General features: G+C 65.8%; 9 protein-coding genes and 1 tRNA gene. 1 reads left to right on the top strand and 9 read right to left on the bottom strand.

The annotated features are described in order from the left end of the window. Positions 1-118: 118 nt before the first annotated feature. The 8 genes from CXR03_RS14445 to CXR03_RS14410 form a co-directional block, all read right to left on the bottom strand. A complete protein-coding gene (locus tag CXR03_RS14445) occupies positions 119-2,683 on the bottom strand; it encodes a LuxR family transcriptional regulator (protein WP_104104437.1) in 2,565 nt (854 codons plus the stop codon). Between the two features lie 348 nt (positions 2,684-3,031). Further along, the gene (locus CXR03_RS14440) at positions 3,032-5,662 is read right to left on the bottom strand and encodes a helix-turn-helix transcriptional regulator (RefSeq protein WP_146070528.1); all 2,631 of its coding nucleotides are present in this window, start codon (positions 5,660-5,662) and stop codon (positions 3,032-3,034) included. Positions 5,663-5,749: 87 nt separating this feature from the next. Further along, entirely contained in the window at positions 5,750-8,374 is a 2,625-nt protein-coding gene (locus tag CXR03_RS14435; protein ID WP_181034624.1) for a helix-turn-helix transcriptional regulator, read from the bottom strand. A 532-nt stretch (positions 8,375-8,906) separates the two neighbouring features. Then, positions 8,907-9,491, bottom strand: a complete 585-nt coding sequence (pth, locus tag CXR03_RS14430) for an aminoacyl-tRNA hydrolase (protein WP_104104434.1) — start codon at positions 9,489-9,491, stop codon at positions 8,907-8,909. A 66-nt stretch (positions 9,492-9,557) separates the two neighbouring features. Beyond that, positions 9,558-10,166 carry a 50S ribosomal protein L25/general stress protein Ctc gene (locus tag CXR03_RS14425; protein ID WP_104104433.1) on the bottom strand — a complete coding sequence of 203 codons (609 nt, stop codon included), beginning with the start codon at positions 10,164-10,166 and terminating at the stop codon, positions 9,558-9,560. Positions 10,167-10,459: 293 nt separating this feature from the next. Then, the gene (locus CXR03_RS14420) at positions 10,460-11,443 is read right to left on the bottom strand and encodes a ribose-phosphate diphosphokinase (protein ID WP_104104432.1); all 984 of its coding nucleotides are present in this window, start codon (positions 11,441-11,443) and stop codon (positions 10,460-10,462) included. After that, the gene (glmU, locus tag CXR03_RS14415) at positions 11,443-12,960 is read right to left on the bottom strand and encodes a bifunctional UDP-N-acetylglucosamine diphosphorylase/glucosamine-1-phosphate N-acetyltransferase GlmU (RefSeq protein WP_104104691.1); all 1,518 of its coding nucleotides are present in this window, start codon (positions 12,958-12,960) and stop codon (positions 11,443-11,445) included. Before glmU ends, CXR03_RS14420 begins: the two co-directional genes overlap by 1 nt. A gap of 85 nt (positions 12,961-13,045) precedes the next feature. Further along, a tRNA-Gln gene (locus tag CXR03_RS14410) sits at positions 13,046-13,117 on the bottom strand. 143 nt (positions 13,118-13,260) lie between these two features. Between CXR03_RS14410 and CXR03_RS18800 the strand changes: the two genes are divergently transcribed. Further along, complete coding sequence (locus CXR03_RS18800) at positions 13,261-14,325, top strand: NUDIX domain-containing protein (RefSeq protein WP_146070527.1); 1,065 nt, start codon at positions 13,261-13,263, stop codon at positions 14,323-14,325. Positions 14,326-14,430: 105 nt separating this feature from the next. Here the strand turns inward: CXR03_RS18800 and CXR03_RS14400 are convergent, their stop codons facing one another. Continuing rightward, complete coding sequence (locus CXR03_RS14400; RefSeq protein ID WP_104104430.1) at positions 14,431-16,296, bottom strand: ABC-F family ATP-binding cassette domain-containing protein; 1,866 nt, start codon at positions 16,294-16,296, stop codon at positions 14,431-14,433. Positions 16,297-16,304 lie beyond the last annotated feature (8 nt).

The raw sequence follows: 16,304 nt of genomic DNA, 5'->3' as shown, positions 1-16,304 counted from the left end.
GAAGCCGGAGAAAGTACAAACACGAGTACCGTTCACCAGTCACGCGCGCCAACTACTCAGGTTCGTCCCGCATCCGGCCCGGACACCACTTGGTTTGGGGGTAAGTTGCAGCGTGTGTCTACGTAGTTTTCCCGCTGAGAGCCGCTCGAAGGTCGCTTCTGCCCGAGACACTCAACCGGGCGAAAATGCGGCCCAGATGCCAGTCAACAGTCCGGGCCGACAGATGGAACCGTTCCCCAAGCCGGGCGCTGGTCTCCCCTCCGGCGGCAAGCAGGGCGAGCTCCCGTTCAAAGTTTCCCAGCCGGGACAGGCCGTGCTCAATACTGTTGGCCGGCGACAGTTCACGGAAGGTCACGTGCTCCAGCTGTCGTGCCCGCCGCGACAAGGCGCGGCCGCCGCCGTCGGCCGCGAAACTGCGGGCAGCACCGGCAGCTTGATAGGCCAGCAGGGTATTTGACTGCCCCAGGGCCGTCTCCCCGGCCCGGATCAGCGTTGCCGCGTCCTTCTCCAGGAGTCCGTCAGCCAGATTGCGGTAAAGGAGCCCGGGGATGCCGTTGGCCGATGACGCCGCAGCGGAAAGGTCCGCTGCCGCCGCCCGGCTGCCCCGCAGCGCTGCCGCACCGTAGCAGAGGAGGGCATCCGGAAGGTTTCCCTCAGCGCGGGCATGTCCGGCACGGGTATGAAGCTGCTCCGCCGTACGGCCGGTGCCGGCAGGGGTACTCAGGATCCGAAAGTACCGCACCGCTGTTTCAAGATATGGATCCGTTCGGTACCCGGATTCGGCGTATGCTTCCCGGTCCGGCTGCCGTCCGGGTTCCGAACCGAGGAAATCCGAGTAGGCAGCTGCCGCGGATGCCAGCGGCAGCATGTTGTCCGGGTCGCGCGATTCCAGCTGTGCCAGCGCCGGATTCAGGAAATCCATGGCGGTGTCGCCGCGGCCGGCATACGCGTGGACCAGGCCGGCGGGCAATTCGGTCCCAGCGGCGGCCCGCAGGCCTGTTCCATTTCCCGGGCGGGCAACCAGCTCGGTCATTGCCAGCGCCTGGCCCAGCTCGCCGCAGCGGATCAGCAGGAAGAACAGATGGTGGAAGAGCTGTTCCCGGGTGCGCACGTCTGCCGAGATGCCTCCTGCCAGACGGGACCGAATCAGCGCCACTAGTTCCAGTGCTTCGTCAAAACGGCCGGCAGCTGCATCCTGCTGTCCCCGGCGGATACCGGCCATCAGCCTGAGGTCGGGCGGAGCAGCGGGGTCGGCAAAGTCGTCCCCCAGGGACGCCGGCAAGTCCCCGAGCCTGCCGTCCAGCGAAAGGATCTCCGCCCGTGCCAAGGTTAGCCTCAGGCCGGGCCCGGGATTGGCGCCTTCGTCTTTGGGGAGCAGCCGTTCGGCCTGCTGCAGCAGGGCCGGCGGATCGTCGGTTGAGTCCAGGATCCGGGCCGCTGCCAGCGCACGCTGGGTCAGTAGGGTGATGTGCCGGTCATGCGATGGCTCGCTGCCGGTTTGTGCCGCTGCAAGACACCGGTGCGCCTGCGCATGGTTACCAATGGACCGCAGGGCGGCCGCTTCTTCCAGCACCAGGGGCAGCGGCCGCGGGGACGGAACCGCACGGGAATACCGCAGGGCGGCGTCAACGTCCCCGGTTTCGTTGGACCAGCATGCGGCGGCCAGAGCTTCATCCGGGTCGAGGGAAACGCCCACCGAGAGGGACCAGGCGGCCATGCCGGCAGCAGCCTCTCCGCTCAGCTGTTGCGGATTCACCACCCGGGTTACTTCGGTCCAGAGATCCCGGCTGCGGCCGAAGGGGATTCTCGCTGCAATGGTTGCCGGCTGCAGGTTCCAGGCCAGGCGCACCGGCTGGCCCGGTCCGCCGCCAATGGTCACCAGCGATCCCTCCTCCAGTGCATCCACGGTGTGGGCCGGCATCAGCTGCAGGAGAGTCTCCAGCGGCAGCCCGCCGCAGAGCGCAAGAATTTCCACGGCGTGCCGTTCACCGGGGGTGAAGCGGCGCAGTACTGTTTCCACGCGGTCCGGAAGCTCACCGGAATGAACCAGCGGACCGGTCCACGTCCAGTAGCCGCGTCGAAGCACCAGCGCCTTGGCCGCTTTGTGGTCCCTGCACAACAGGGCCGCCAGAAGCGGGTTCCCCCTGCTTTGCTGCCACAGCTTCTCCTGCGCCAGCGTGGTCAGCGGGCCTCCGGCGGCGTCGGCGAGCAGTTCCGCGGTTTCCGGCAGGTCCATCGGTGCCAGGTCAATCCGTTTCAGGGTTCCGTCGGTCCACAGCCGCACGTAATCCTGGTGGCAGCCGAGCAGGTCACCGCAAATGAGCAGCAGTGCCACGGTCCCCCGGCGGCACAGTTCCGACGTCACGAGGACGCCCAGATCATCAATTCCCTCGGCGTTGTCGATCACCAGGATAATCCGCCGGCCGCCGGCCAGCCGGGTCAGCAGTGATTCCAACGCCCGCAGGACCTGAACCGGATTGACGAGATCTTGTGGGGGCAAATCGCTGAGCAGCCAGGCCATGGCTCCGTAGGGGGTCTGTGCTGACAGGGGGCTGCCGCGAAGGTGTACCCGAAACCCGTCCTCGCAGAGGTCCACCGCCTCCCGTGCCAGCGTGGTTTTTCCGATGCCCGGGGGGCCCAGGATAACTGCACCTGATCCATCTAAGGCGTCCCGCACAGCCATGCGGGCGCTCCCCCGGGCCTCGGCGGATCGAGACGGGACGGGTGTGCGGTGGTACCGGGCACCGGACGGGGACGGGGGTTGAGGCACCCGGCCGTCCGGGGTCGCGGGGTCGCCGGGCGGGCCGGACTGCAGGAGCGTGCTCATCAGGGACCTCTAAACAAGTGCGGAGTGCGGCTGGTGGGGGACCGCCGAATTTTCCGGGCGCCTCATTGGCCCCGGACAACAATTGCTCACCAAGGATCACGGCCAGATTAAGTCACGGGGCTGAACCCTGCACGGGTAAGGCATACCCGAATAGCGGTCCCTGACCGCTTGGATTTCCGGCCAGGCCAGATACGGAGTACTGGGTCAGGCCGAGCCGTCCCGGGCCAGAAGCTCCTGTTTCAGCTCTTCCCGCTTGCTGATTCCGAGTTTTTCGAAGGTCCGGTAGATGTGTCCTTCAACTGTTCGCACGGAAAGGAAAAGGCGCTCGGCAATTTCAGCGTTGCGGTAGCCCTGCATCACCAGCGCTGCGACGTCGCGTTCCCGGCGGGTCAGCAGTGGAATCCCGGCCTTGGTCCTTGACCCCGTCCCCCCACGCTGCTTGCTGAGGACCCGCTGGACGCGCTGGAGCAGAGCGTGGTCACCTTTGGCCTTGGCAATCCGGTGCGCTGCGGCGGTGCATTGACCGGCCAGACGCTCCCAGCCCGGTTCCACGGGGTCGGATCCCATCAGGAGCAGCTCATCGGCGTCGTCGTCCAGGATTGCCCGGGCGAAACGGCCCAGGACCGATGCCTGCGGTCCCTCAAAATCCTCCGCGATTTTCTGCAAACGGTTGAGCCCCTCCAAGTCGCCGAGGGACAGGGACAGGAACCGCAGTTCCAGCTCAACGGAAACAAACCCGGCGTTCTCCGCCTCATCGGCGAGCTCGCTGAGCGTGTTCGCCGCCTGCCGCTCCGGCGACAGGATCGAACGGGCTGCCGTCTCGTAGCCCCTCGCCAGCAAACGGTACGTTGCGGCTCCCCGGGGTTTCCGGGAATCGGCGTCGGCAAGCAGTTCTTCAGCGAGGATCGGCTGCCCGCTCGAGGCTGCGACGAAGGCGCCAAGCCCCAGGGCGAGAGTCAGCAGTCCTTCCGAATCGCTGGTGCGCAGTCCCTCGACGGCGGCGGAGAGAGAGACCAGCGCCTCCTTAGTGTCGTTTGTCCGCAGGTGCGTGACGGCTTTGGTCAAATCCACGACACCGGCAACGTGGACCAGCGCGCCGAAGATCCCTGAGACGCCGATTTGGATGGTGGAGTGGATTTCATCCCACTTCCCCAGCCAGAGGAGCACCGTCAAATGGCGGTACAGGACAAACTGGTAGTAGGCCATGAAGCGGTGCCCGCCCCGGTCCAGCATCGTGACCGCATCCTGCGAAAGGCTGTAGGCCGCCTGGAGCCGGCCGGTTTCGGTCAGGATCTCGGCAAGGAGGGTCTTTGCGATGAGGACCGCTTCGTCGTCGTGCGCCCGCAGACCTGCAGCGAGGATGGCACGGAGCTCCTCCTCGGCGGATCCGAACCTGCCCTCGAGTATCCTTCCCGTCAGATCCAGCAGCCGCCCGCCGCGGCGTGATGACAGGATGTCCGCCGCCAGCTCGCTGCCCGCGTTTTCTCCCGCGGACTCTTCGATCCGATCCACGCCGGCAAGCCAATCCGCAGCTATGGCGGAAAGCCCGCCGTCATCCGTCTGCTGCAACCGAAAAAGTTCCACCCGGATCAGTACTGCCATCTTGAGCGTGGTCAGGTCCGCAGCGGCAGCACTCACTCCGTCAATCAGTTCACGGGCCGCCTCCGGTTTACCGTCCTGGAAACGGGCGCGGGCGGCCTGAACCCGCGCGGCCATGGCATACGCCGGATCCTTGACGGCGGAAGCCAGCCGAAACGCTGACGAACTGTCGAAGAGGTTGTTGGCACGGTACGCGGCGGCGACCAGACTCGAATCCGGCACATCCGCTCCGCAGTCAAGGGACCATGACACCCACCGCAGCAGGTTCTCTCCCTCCTCAGCCCCGGGATCGGAGACGGTGAGCAGCCGCCGTCGCAGGCGCGCACTGCGGGCGGCGGGGACGAGCCGGCGAACAACGTCACCGTACAGCGGATGTTTCAGCCGCAGAAGCCGAACCGGATCCCCGGAAAGGACCACAAGCTTGGCGTCGGTCAGCGAATCCACCGCGCGGTGCAGGCCCAGGCTGAACGCTGCGGCGGCCGGCAGCGGCTCCGCCAGTGCGATGATCTCCAGCGCGTCCCGCTCCTCGGTGGACAATCCTGACATCTGTGCCCGGAGCAGGTCACCCAGCCTCCCCTCCGGCGGAAGCATCTGTTCATGCAGCAGCCAGACGCCGTGCCGGAACACCAGGCTTTCGGCCCTCACAGTTTCGGCGAGAAGCGCCAGGACCAGCATGGGATTGCCGCCGCTGACCCGGGCGAGGTCGGTGCTGGTGCTGGTCAGAACCGGTCCGTCAAGCACCTGGACGCAGAGCTCATGAACCTGGGCCTCCGTCAGCGGGGGCAGGTCGTGCCGGGACAGTACCCCCTCCCACACCAAGTTGGACAGCCCGGCGGGAAGACCGGCGATCCGCCGGGTGAGCAACAGGACACGTATGCGGCCGGAGGCCACCAGCTGCATCACGAGGTCACCGGACGCCTCATCCAGCGAGTCGGCGTCATCCACGATCAGCAGGGGCGCGGTGGCAGATTCGTAGCGGGCATCCGGGAAGAACCGGCCCATCAGGGAGCGCATCACAGCGAGCGGGGAATCGGTCTCGCCTGGATCCAACTCGGAAATCAGTGGTGCCAGTGCACCGTAGGGAACCGTGGAAAGGGAAGAACTCGTGTGGATGCGATGCACGTCCGCGCGGTCCTTCATTTTTCCGGCAACTGCCGATGCCAGCAAACTCTTGCCTGTGCCCGCGTCAGCCACCACCACAGCTCCGTGCCCGCCCGGCCGGCGGAGACTCTCCATTACAGCCTCAAGGACTGCATCCCGGCCCACCGGCGGCCGCACGTTAAAGCCCTGTCGCACCAGTCACCCCCTGACTTCCGTACCTGTTCAGTGCTGCCCCAGAACCTCGCCAAGTTCCGAGCGCCCCGAAACGTGCAGCTTGTCGAAGATCTTACCCAGGTGCCAGTCAATGGTGCGCGGTGACAGTTTCAGCGCGCCGCTAATCTCCGCCCGCGTTGCCTGTCCTGCCGCGCGAAGGGCAATTTCAGCTTCAAACGGCGTGAGGGTCTTCATCCGTTCCGTGATGGTGTTGGATGCACGGAGTTCGCGGAAGCTCAGATGTTCGAGCCTGAGCGCGTCCCGGGCATGGACCCGGTCTGCGGAGTCCGAACGGCCGTCCAGAAGCCGGAGTGCAGCACGCGCCGCTGTGTTGGCCAGAAGGACGTTGCCCAGTTCAAGAGCGGTATCCGCCGCTTCCACCAGCAGGGCGGGGTCATTGCCGTCCATGCCGGCGCCAAAGCAGTACAACGCCCGGGCCCAGCGGCCGCTGGCTTGGGCAGCTGCCTCGGCCAGCTCGATTGCTGCTTTTGCATCGCCGTGCCGCGCTGCCGCGGCCAGGCATTCCAGGGCCGGCGCCACCATTGCCTGGTCCAGGCAGCGGCGCGCCATGGAACGCAGTTCGACGCAAAGCCGCTGCGGGTCACCGGCCAGCACCACCTGTACCCGCAGCAGTTGTGCCACTGATTCCAGCTGGGCAGGAGGCCGCCACCGGTACCCGACATTGTTCTCGGACAGACGGGCGGCCTCATCCATGTTTTCCAGCAGAAGGTGTGCGTAGGCAGCCAGTGACTGCGCCGTCGGCAGCAGATCGATGGAATCCCGCAGCTGCAGTTGGCTCATGGCCGAAGCGAGCGACCCGAGCGCTTTGTCAGCTCTTCCCGAGAGGGCATGCACCATCCCGGAAGCAACTTCACCCGAGTTGCAGCAGAAAGCACGCGGGCTCCTGCCATCCACCAGTTCATTTGCCAGTGCCGCGGCACGCGCATACTCGCCGGCTGCGGTGAGGGTCTGAAAAACCCGGACATGCACAATGTCCAGGATGCTTGGAATGAACACACCGCGGACATCCTCCATCACGGCATCGAGCAGTGTCATCGCCTGGTCGGCCCGGCCGGACAGCGCCAGGAACTGTGCCTGCAGGGCACCTGCACCGGCACGGACTACAGGCGGGAGCGCCGGATCTGAGCTGATGTCCGCGAGCTCCGGCGGCACATCGGCCAGGCACCCGGAGTCAATGGCCAGGGCGCCGCGCACCACCAGCAGCAGGGCCTCTCTCTTCCGTCGAACAGTTTCCGGTTCATCCGGCAGGACCGCTGTCCGGGCCTTCTCCAGCACTTCCACCGGGTTTCCGCGTCCAAGGAGTCTCAGCAGGAGGACCTGATGGCGGAGAAGATCCGCCCACGCGTCCACGTCTGCGGGGCCGTCCGCCCTATCCAACCTCTGAAGTGACGCCAGTGCATCGCTGTACTCCCCCTGCGCCGTAAGCGCGCGTACCTCCTCCAACACCATGGCCTGGGTACGCTGCCCGGCCTCAACGGAATGGACAAATTGCAGGGCCTGGCCATAATTCCCCGCCGCCGTGGCCAGGCTGGCTGCACGCTGAGCGGTTTGCGGGTCCAAGGTGCCGTCGCATGCCAGGGTCCAGCGGCAAAAACCCGGAAGCGCCGAAGCCGGCAGCAGCGCCGGGTCCAGGATGGCTGACACTTCCTCCCAGAGCTCGCGGCTTCTTCCCGGAGGTATGCTTGCGGCGATTGCCTCGGCGGAGGTCTCCGGTCCAAGACGGATGATCCCGGAGCCGGTCACTTCCAGAAGCCGCTCCTCTTCCAGCGTATCCACCGTTTCCGCGGGAACCAGCTGCAGGACAACGGACAACGGCAGCTCACCGGAGAGGGCAAGCAGTTGAATGACGGAGCGCTCCGCCGGGGGACGCCGTTTCAGCCGAACGGTCATCACTTCGGCAACCTGACCTGAAGACACCAGCGGTTTGGCCAGCACCCACGCACCGTTCTGCTCCTTCAGGACTCCTTCGTCCGCCTGTTCCCTGGTGAGGAGCGTGATCAGGTGGGGGTTCCCGCCGGTATGCCGCTGCAAGGCCCGGGCCGCGGCCGAGGACACCGGCCCCCGGAGGATAACCTGCATGAGTTCACGGGTGTCATCCAGGTCAAAGGCAGCCAGGTCCACTCGGAGAAGCAGTCCTTCAGTCCAGAGTGCCTGAAACTCGGCAGCTGCCCGAAACAGGCTTTCGGCCGTGGCCAGCACAGTGACAACGGAGCGCCGCGCCAGTTGGGAGACCACCATGGCGGTCAGTTCGTCCAGGTGCTCCACGCCGTCCAGCAGCAGCAGAATGCGTTTTCCGGCAGCCCGTTTCAGCAACAGTTGTTCCAGTTCCTGCAGCAGGCGGGCGGGACGGGATCCCAGCCCGTCGGGAAGGTCCGAGATCAGCCAGGCCAGAGCGCCAAAAGGCGTCTTGCCGGATTCGCGGCTGCCGCGGATGGTCACCGAATAAAAAGCCGGATCGGCCGCCGCGGCATGAACCAGGACAGTCTTGCCAATGCCTACCGGCCCCACCACAACGGCACCGCCGTGGCCGGCCTGCAGCGCCTCTGCCAGCACTGCATGCTCTCTTGCCCTGCCAATTAATGCGCACTGCGGTACGCCAGTATCTTCAAGCAACATATTATTGTCCACGCCCCCGCGGCCCCCCACGACTATTGCAACCGCACACACCGAGTCCGGCAGCAACTAGAGCGCCGGCGCCTGAATTTTCAGATCACTGCGGAAAAAGCGGCGGTTACTGGAGCGACAGTACGCGACATGCCTGGTTTCGTCTACATACAAAGGCATGCGTTTTGGGCGTGGCGGTTTTATTGGGTCGAGACAATCTACAAAACGGCGGACAACCCTTAAACGCAAAAACCCGGGCGGTAAACGCAAAAATCCGGGCGCTCGGCATAAAAACTGCCGAACACCCGGATATTCTGTCAAAGGGACCGGCGCCGGGATGGGGGTGGCCCAGTCTCGGAGGCCTCCCGACGCCGGCCCCAGCTAATAGTGCCCGAAGGCATGATTCGATTCTAGGCCCGGGGTATGCCCCCAACAATGGGTGGCGGCCTGTTTGCCCTGACGGGATCAGTACCCGTTTCTGCTGGCCAACTACCTGCCGGGCCGCCCCCCCCGCACGAAGGAGGACGAACGCTCACCGGGATCAGGCCGCTGAGTGGAATTTCTGCTGCGCAGCCGTTAGGCCCTCCGTCAGCAGCAGCTCCACCGCATCCGCCGCGTCGCCAATAAGGAACGGCAGTTCCTTGGCTTCGGCCGAGGGGAAATCCTTGAGCACGTAATCCGCGGTGTCCATGCGTCCGGGCGGCCGCCCCACCCCTACGCGGACCCGGAAGTAGTCTTTGGTGCCCAGGGCCCGGCTCATGTCGCGAAGCCCGTTGTGGCCGCCCTCGCCGCCGCCGGACTTCAGCTTGATGGTGTTGAAGGGGATGTCGATCTCGTCGTGCACGGCCACTACGTGGTCTGCCGGAATATCGAAGAACTTGGCCAGCGCCGATACGGGGCCGCCGGAGAGGTTCATGTAGGTCTGGGGCTTTGCCAGGATGACGCGCGGTCCCCCAATGCCCAGCCGGCCCTCCAGGATCTGCGCCCGGGACTTGTGGGACTTGAAGTTCCCGCCCACGCGGGAGGCCAGGTCATCCAGGACCATCTGGCCAATATTGTGCCGGTTGCGGCTGTAGCCGGGCCCGGGGTTCCCGAGCCCGACTACAAGCCAGGTGTTGCTGTTCACTGCAGGTACTGCTCCTTCGGCAAGAACCGGACGGCTCCGTTACGGGGAGCAGACCCCGGAGATGAATTACGCTTCGGCGCCAACTTCAGCAGCTGCATCGGCGATCTGCTCGTCCGACGGCGCGCCCAGGTCCTGGACCGTGGCTTCGGAGATGTTGATGACCATGGTCTCGGGATCCAGCAGCAGCTCAACGCCGGCGGGCAGTTCCAGGTCCTTGGCGTAGATGTGCTCGCCGGCGACGCGGCCTTCGATGCTGACCACGATGGTTTCCGGCAGGTTGGTGGCGTCGGCGGAAACCAGAACCGTGTTGGCTTCCTGGTTGTAGACGTCGGTGCCCGGTGCCAGTTCGCCCTCAACGTGGACGTTGACCTCAACCTCAACCTTTTCGCCCTTGCGGACGGTCAGCAGGTCGATGTGCTCGATGATCTGCTTGATCGGGTCGCGCTGGATGTCCTTGGCCAGAGCCAGGTGGGACTCGCCGTCGACGTCGATTTCCAGCAGGGCGTTGGCCGTGCGGACTGCCAGGGTGGTTGCCTTGGCGGGCAGCAGGATGTGCATGACATCTTCGCCGTGGCCGTAGATGACTGCGGGGATCATGTTGGCAACGCGTGCCTTGCGGGCCGCACCCTTGCCGAATTCGGTGCGGACGGTTCCTGCGAGCTTCTGCTCAGACATTTCAAACTCCTGATAATGGATGTTCCGTGGTTGCCGGGACGAAGGCGCCGGTATGGGAACAGCGCTGCATTCCGTGGATCAAACGTCCGCGGATGCAGTCAGAAGTTGCCAGCCACCGTCGATAACGGAGTATTGCCCGAATGTATCCGGGCCTCTCCCTCGCCTAGGCATCGCAGACCATCCTACCAGCAGCACGCTGCCCGTCCGAACCGCGGCCCCAAGGGAGCCGAAGGTTGAACGGGCAGCGCGGATGTTGCAGTGATTAATTTGTGAAGCAGCTGACGCGGAAGGAACTAGGCCTTGCCGTCGAAGAGGCTGGTGACGGAGCCGTCTTCGAAAACTTCCTTGATCGCCCGGGCAATCAGCGGAGCGATCGAGAGGACGGTCAGCTGGTCGAAGCGCTTAGCGGCCGGGATCGGCAGCGTGTTGGTGACCACCACTTCGCGGGCACCGGACTCGGCCAGCGTGCGGGCCGCCGGGTCGGAGAACACGGCGTGCGTCGCAGCGATGATGACGTCCTTTGCACCGGCTTCCTTCAGCACACGCACGGCGCCTGCGATGGTTCCGCCGGTGTCGATCATGTCATCGATGAGCACGCAGGTGCGGCCTTCAACCTGGCCCACAACCTGCTTGGACACAGCCTGGTTGGGCACTGTGAGGTCACGGCTCTTGTGCACGAACGCCAGCGGCGCTCCACCCAGGCGCTCGGCCCACTGCTCGGCGACGCGGACCCGGCCGGTGTCCGGGGACACCACCGTGACGTTGGAGACATCAACTCGGGTGCGGATGTAGTCGGCCAGCAGCGGAATGGCCATGAGATGGTCCACGGGACCGTCGAAGAAGCCCTGGATCTGCGAGGTGTGCAGGTCAACGCTCATGATGCGGTCAGCGCCGGCCGTCTTGTACAGGTCTGCGATCAGGCGGGCCGAGATCGGCTCGCGGCCACGGCCCTTCTTGTCCTGGCGTGCGTACGGGTAGAACGGGGAGACCACGGTGATGCGCTTGGCGGAGGCCCGCTTCAGGGCGTCAACGGTGATCAGCTGTTCCATCAGCCAGTTGTTCATGGGCGCCGGGTGGGCCTGGATCACGAAGGCATCAGTGCCGCGGACGCTTTCGCCGGGACGGACATAGATCTCGCCGTTGGCGAAGTCATAGGAAGCCAGCGGCAGCAGGTCCGTGTCGAGACAGCGTGCGATTTCCTCGGCCAGTTCCGGGTGTGCACGGCCGGTGGCAAGGACAAGCTTCTTTTCACCTTGGGCGGTGATCTCGCTGCTCATTAATGATCGCTTTCTCGCGTGGGGGAATCAGTTGTTGAGGAAGAGGCTGTGGAATCGGCGTCCGCAGCGGCGGCTGCCGCATTGGCTGCGGCGGTGCCCGGACGGTTGGTCAGCACCCAGCCGTCGAGGTTGCGCTGAGGCGCCACATTGATGGCCAGGGAGCCGGCCGGAACGTCCTTGCGGACCACGGTTCCAGCTCCACTGTACGCGCCGTCGCCCACCGTGACGGGGGCCACATACATGTTGTCGCTGCCCATCCGCACGTGTGAACCGATGGTCGTGTGGTGCTTGTTGACGCCGTCGTAGTTCACGAAAACCGAGGCGGCACCGATGTTGGACTGCTCGCCGATGGTGGCGTCCCCCACATAGGAAAGATGGGGAACCTTGGACCCCGCACCGATATCCGCGTTCTTGGTTTCCACGAAGGTGCCGATCTTGCCCTTGGCGCCCAGGACGGTGCCCGGTCGCAGGTAGGCGAAGGGTCCGACGTCGGCCCCGGCCCCCAGACGGGCCTCGGAACCGTGGGTGCGGACCACCTTGGCGCCCTCCCCCACCACGACGTTGGTGAGGGTGGTGTCCGGGCCGACGACTGCGTCGCGCTCCACCACGGTGGAGCCGTGCAACTGGGTGCCGGGCAGGATGGTGACGTCCTCGGCGAGCGTGACGCCGGCGTCGATCCAAGTGGTGGCGGGGTCAACGACGGTGACGCCGGCCCGCATCCAGCGAACGAGGTTGCGGCGGTTGTGCTCGGCATTCAGTGCTGCCAGCTGGACGCGGTCATTGGCGCCCTCCACCTGCCAGAAATCATCGGTGACGACGGCGGCAACGCGGCCGCCGTTCGCCCTGGCCAGGCCGAGTACGTCAGTGAGGTACATCTCACCCTGGGAGTTGTCCGAGGTGACCTCGGCCAGGGCGCTGCGCAGCACGGCGGCGTCGAACGCGTAGATGCCGGAGTTGATTTCGGTGATGGCGCGCTGTGCCTCGTCGGCGTCCTTGTGCTCCACGATGGCGGTGACGGTGCCGTCTTCGGCGCGCAGGATCCGGCCGTAGCCGGTGGGATCTTCCAGCCGGGCGGTGAGCACGGTGACGGCGTTGGCGTCGATTTGGTGCACGGCCACCAGCTGCCGCAGCGTGTCCGCCTCCAGCAGCGGCACGTCTCCGTAGGTCACGACGACGGTGCCCTCCAGCGGCGCGAAGGTGTCCAGTGCGTCCAGCGCCACCTGCACGGCGCGTCCGGTGCCGGGAACGTCATCCTGGTCCACGATCACGGCCTGCGGAGCGGCGGCGGCAACGTGCTCCGCCACCCGGTCCCGCTCATGCCGGACCACCACGGCCAGGGCGCGGGGCGCCAGTGCCTGTGCTGCCGCCAGGGCATGGCCCACCATGGACGTTCCGCCAACGGGGTGCAGGATCTTGGGTGTCCGGGACTTCATCCGGGTGCCGGCTCCGGCAGCGAGAACTATGACAGCCGCGGGTCCGCCGGTCTCGGCGCTTTCGGTGGATTTTGCATCCTGCATGGTCACGAAGTAGCGCTCCTGGGGGGGGTGGTACGGCCTCGGGTCTGGAGGGGCGGGCCACCGGACCGGGCCGGTGCTCCTACCGTTCCGCCCATAGGATTCGAACCTATACTCCACGGCTCCAAAGGCCGGGGTGCTGCCATTACACCAGGGCGGAAAATGTACAGGTTGCCCCGCACACAAGAGTTTAGTTTGCCATGTCTGCCGATGTCGGCGCGACTTGGGACGGCGGAGTGTCATGCAGCGCCGCCTTCCGGACACATCCGAACGCGTCCCGGGGACAAGGCTTAGACTGTGGAGGTGGCAAGAATTCCGGCTGGCGGTGTCCGCCTGCGCATGACCGGCGTGCAGCGGCGCGCACAGCTTATTGAGGTGGCCCGGGGGCTGTTTGCCCTGCGCGGGCTCGACGGAGCAACCATCGAGGACATTGCCGCTGCGGCCGGTGTCTCCAAACCAGTGGTGTATGAACACTTCGGGTCCAAAGAGGCGCTCTACACCGAGGTGGTTGAGGCCGAGTTCAACCGGCTGCTCGCCGTCATTACCGAAGCACTGGGCGCCGACGCCGGTCCGCGGATCCTGATTGAACGCGCCGCCTATTCGCTGCTGGACTATATCGAATCTCACACCGACGGTTTCCGCATTCTGGTCCGGGACGCCCCGCCGTCGCAGCCCGAAGGCACCTTTGCCACTCTGCTGTCCCGGGTCACCAGCCATGTGGAGCACATCCTCTCCAAGGAGTTCAGCAACCGCGGCCTCAGCGCCGAGGTGGGCGGCATGTACGCGCAGATGCTGGTGGGCATGGTGGCCATGACCGGCCAGTGGTGGCTGGATGCCCGCACCCCGGACAAGGCAACGGTGGCGGCGCATCTGGTCAACCTGTCCTGGAACGGCCTGACCGGGCTGCAGAAGGATCCCGAACTCCGGCACATGCGCACGGAGGACCCGGTGGTCCTCACCCTGTCCGCCGTCCTGGTCCGCGACGCCGGCGGACGGATCCTGCTGGTCCGCAAGCGCGGAACCAGCAAGTTCATGCAGCCCGGCGGCAAGCTGGAGCCCGGCGAATCATTCAGCGCTGCTGCGGCCCGGGAGATGCAGGAGGAACTGGGCCTCACTGTCGCGGAATCCGAGCTGGAAGTCCTGGGCGACTGGTACGGCCCCGCCGCGAACGAGGAAAACACCTTCATTGATGCCGGGCTGTTCGCGTACACGCTGCCGGCGTCCAACGGTGATCCGGCCCGGGAACCCGTAGCCGCTGCCGAAATCGAGGAACTGCTGTGGATGGATCCGGCGCAGGCGCTGGAACGCGAGGACATTTCCCCGCTGCTGCGCGAGCACATCCTGCCGCACATGCTTGCCGGCGCCTGACCGCCGTTTTGGGCATTCCCCTCCGTTTTGGGATTTTACTGCCGGTACGCCCCGGCAGTAAATTCCCAAAACGGTTGCCCTTTTCGCTCTTTTTCGCGCCGAAGGCTACTCGAGCTTCTCCGACGCCTCGAGCCACTGCATTTCCAGGTCTTCCTGGTCCGCTGCCAGTGACTGCAGCTTCTTGTTCAGCTCGGCCAGCTGCTCAAAGTCCGCTCCGCCGGATTTCTCCGTGGCGGCCGTCATCTGCGCGTTGACCTTTTCCACCTGCTGCTTGAGCTTGGTCATCTGCCGGTCGATCCGGGTCAGGTCCTTCTTGGCGATCCGCTTCTCGGCTTCGGAAGAGCCGGAGGCCACCGCCGTCGCCACCCCGCCGCCGGAACCGGGCCGTGTGGATCCGGCCGCTGCGGCACGCGCCGCCTGCGAGGACCCGCGGGCCGCCGTCGACGCCGAAGAGTTCGCCACCAGAGCCGCGTTGCGCAGCTCAAGGTACTGGTCCACGCCGCCGGGCAGTCCGCGCAGCTTGCCGTCGCCCAGCAGTGCCATCTGGTGGTCGGTGACGCGCTCCAGCAGGTACCGGTCGTGCGAGACCACCACGAGCGTGCCGGGCCAGCCGTCCAGGACGTCCTCAACGGCAGCCAGGGTGTCGGTGTCCAGGTCATTGGTGGGCTCATCGAGCATCAGCACGTTGGGTTCGCCCACGAGCAGGCGCAGCAGCTGCAGCCGGCGCCGCTCACCGCCGGACAGTTCCTTCACCGGGGTCCACTGCCGCTGGGCGGAAAAGCCCAGCTGCTCCACGAGCTGGCCGGCGGAGAGTTCGCGGCCGCCCACGTTGAAGACGCGCTTCTCGTTCTCGATGACCTCGATGACGCGCATGTCCGCCACCTCGTCGAGTTCCTTGACTTCCTGGGTCAGCACGGCGGTCTGCACGGTCTTGCCGCGCTTGAGCCGGCCCCTGGTCGGTTCAATGTCGCCGTTGAGCAGGCGCAGCAGGGTGGTCTTGCCGGCGCCGTTGACACCCACCAGTCCCAGCCGCTCCCCCGGCGCCAGGCGCAGGGTGATGTTCTTGAACAGTTCGGTGTCGCCCAGGGTCAGGGACACTTCCTCAAGATCCAGTACGTCCTTGCCCAGGCGGGCGGTGGCCATCTTGTTCAGTGAGAGGGTGTCGCGGGGCTCGGGGACGTCTGCGATCAGGTTGTTCGCCGCTTCGATACGGAACTTGGGCTTGGCGGTCCGGGCCGGGGCGCCGCGGCGCAGCCATGCCAGTTCCTTCTTCACCAGCTGCTGGCGCTTGCCCTCCACCACGTTGGCCATCCGGTCACGTTCGGCGCGGGCCAGCACATAGGCTGCGTAACCGCCGTCGAACGGATCAATGACGGCGTCGTGGACTTCCCAGGTGCGGGTGCAGATTTCGTCCAGGAACCACCGGTCGTGGGTGACCACGAGCAGGCCGCCGGCGTCGGCGCGCCAGCGGTTCTTCAGGTGCTGCGCCAGCCAGGCCACGCCTTCGACGTCGAGGTGGTTGGTGGGCTCGTCCAGCATGACGACGTCGTCGTCTCCGGTCAGCAGCTTGGCCAGCGCCACGCGGCGCTTCTGGCCACCGGAGAGCGAGGAGACCTGGGCGTTCCAGTCGACTTCCTGGATCAGTCCGCTCATGACGTCGCGGATACGGGCGTTCGAGGCCCATTCGTAGTCGGCGGCGTCACCCACGATCGCTTCACCGACGGTGAGGTCGCCGTCGAGCACATCGGACTGGTCCAGATAGCCGACGGTGACGTCGCGGCGGCGGGTGACCCGGCCGTCGTCGGGCGTCTGCCGCTCGGCCAGCAGGCGCATCAGGGTGGACTTGCCGTCGCCGTTGCGGCCGACGACGCCAATCCGGTCCCCCTCTTCCAGGCCCAGGGAAACCCCGTCCAGGATCGTGCGGGTGCCAAAGGAAATGCTGAGGTTCTCAGCACCAAGCAGGTGTGCCAATCGGTACT

Origin of the sequence: Arthrobacter sp. 08Y14 (genome assembly GCF_002929455.1) — a bacterium.
GTDB lineage: Bacteria > Actinomycetota > Actinomycetes > Actinomycetales > Micrococcaceae > Arthrobacter_B > Arthrobacter_B sunyaminii.
The sequence above is the reverse complement of the archived record's forward strand: the minus strand, read 5'-3'. Positions and strand labels throughout refer to the sequence as shown.

Coding starts and splice junctions, on each gene's coding strand:
- CXR03_RS14425 (WP_104104433.1), bottom strand. CDS start 10,166: ATGTCTGAGCAGAAGCTCGCAGGAACCGTCCGCACCGAATTCGGCAAG.
- CXR03_RS14445 (WP_104104437.1), bottom strand. CDS start 2,683: ATGGCTGTGCGGGACGCCTTAGATGGATCAGGTGCAGTTATCCTGGGC.
- glmU (WP_104104691.1), bottom strand. CDS start 12,960: ATGCAGGATGCAAAATCCACCGAAAGCGCCGAGACCGGCGGACCCGCG.
- CXR03_RS14420 (WP_104104432.1), bottom strand. CDS start 11,443: ATGAGCAGCGAGATCACCGCCCAAGGTGAAAAGAAGCTTGTCCTTGCC.
- CXR03_RS14440 (WP_146070528.1), bottom strand. CDS start 5,662: ATGGAGAGTCTCCGCCGGCCGGGCGGGCACGGAGCTGTGGTGGTGGCT.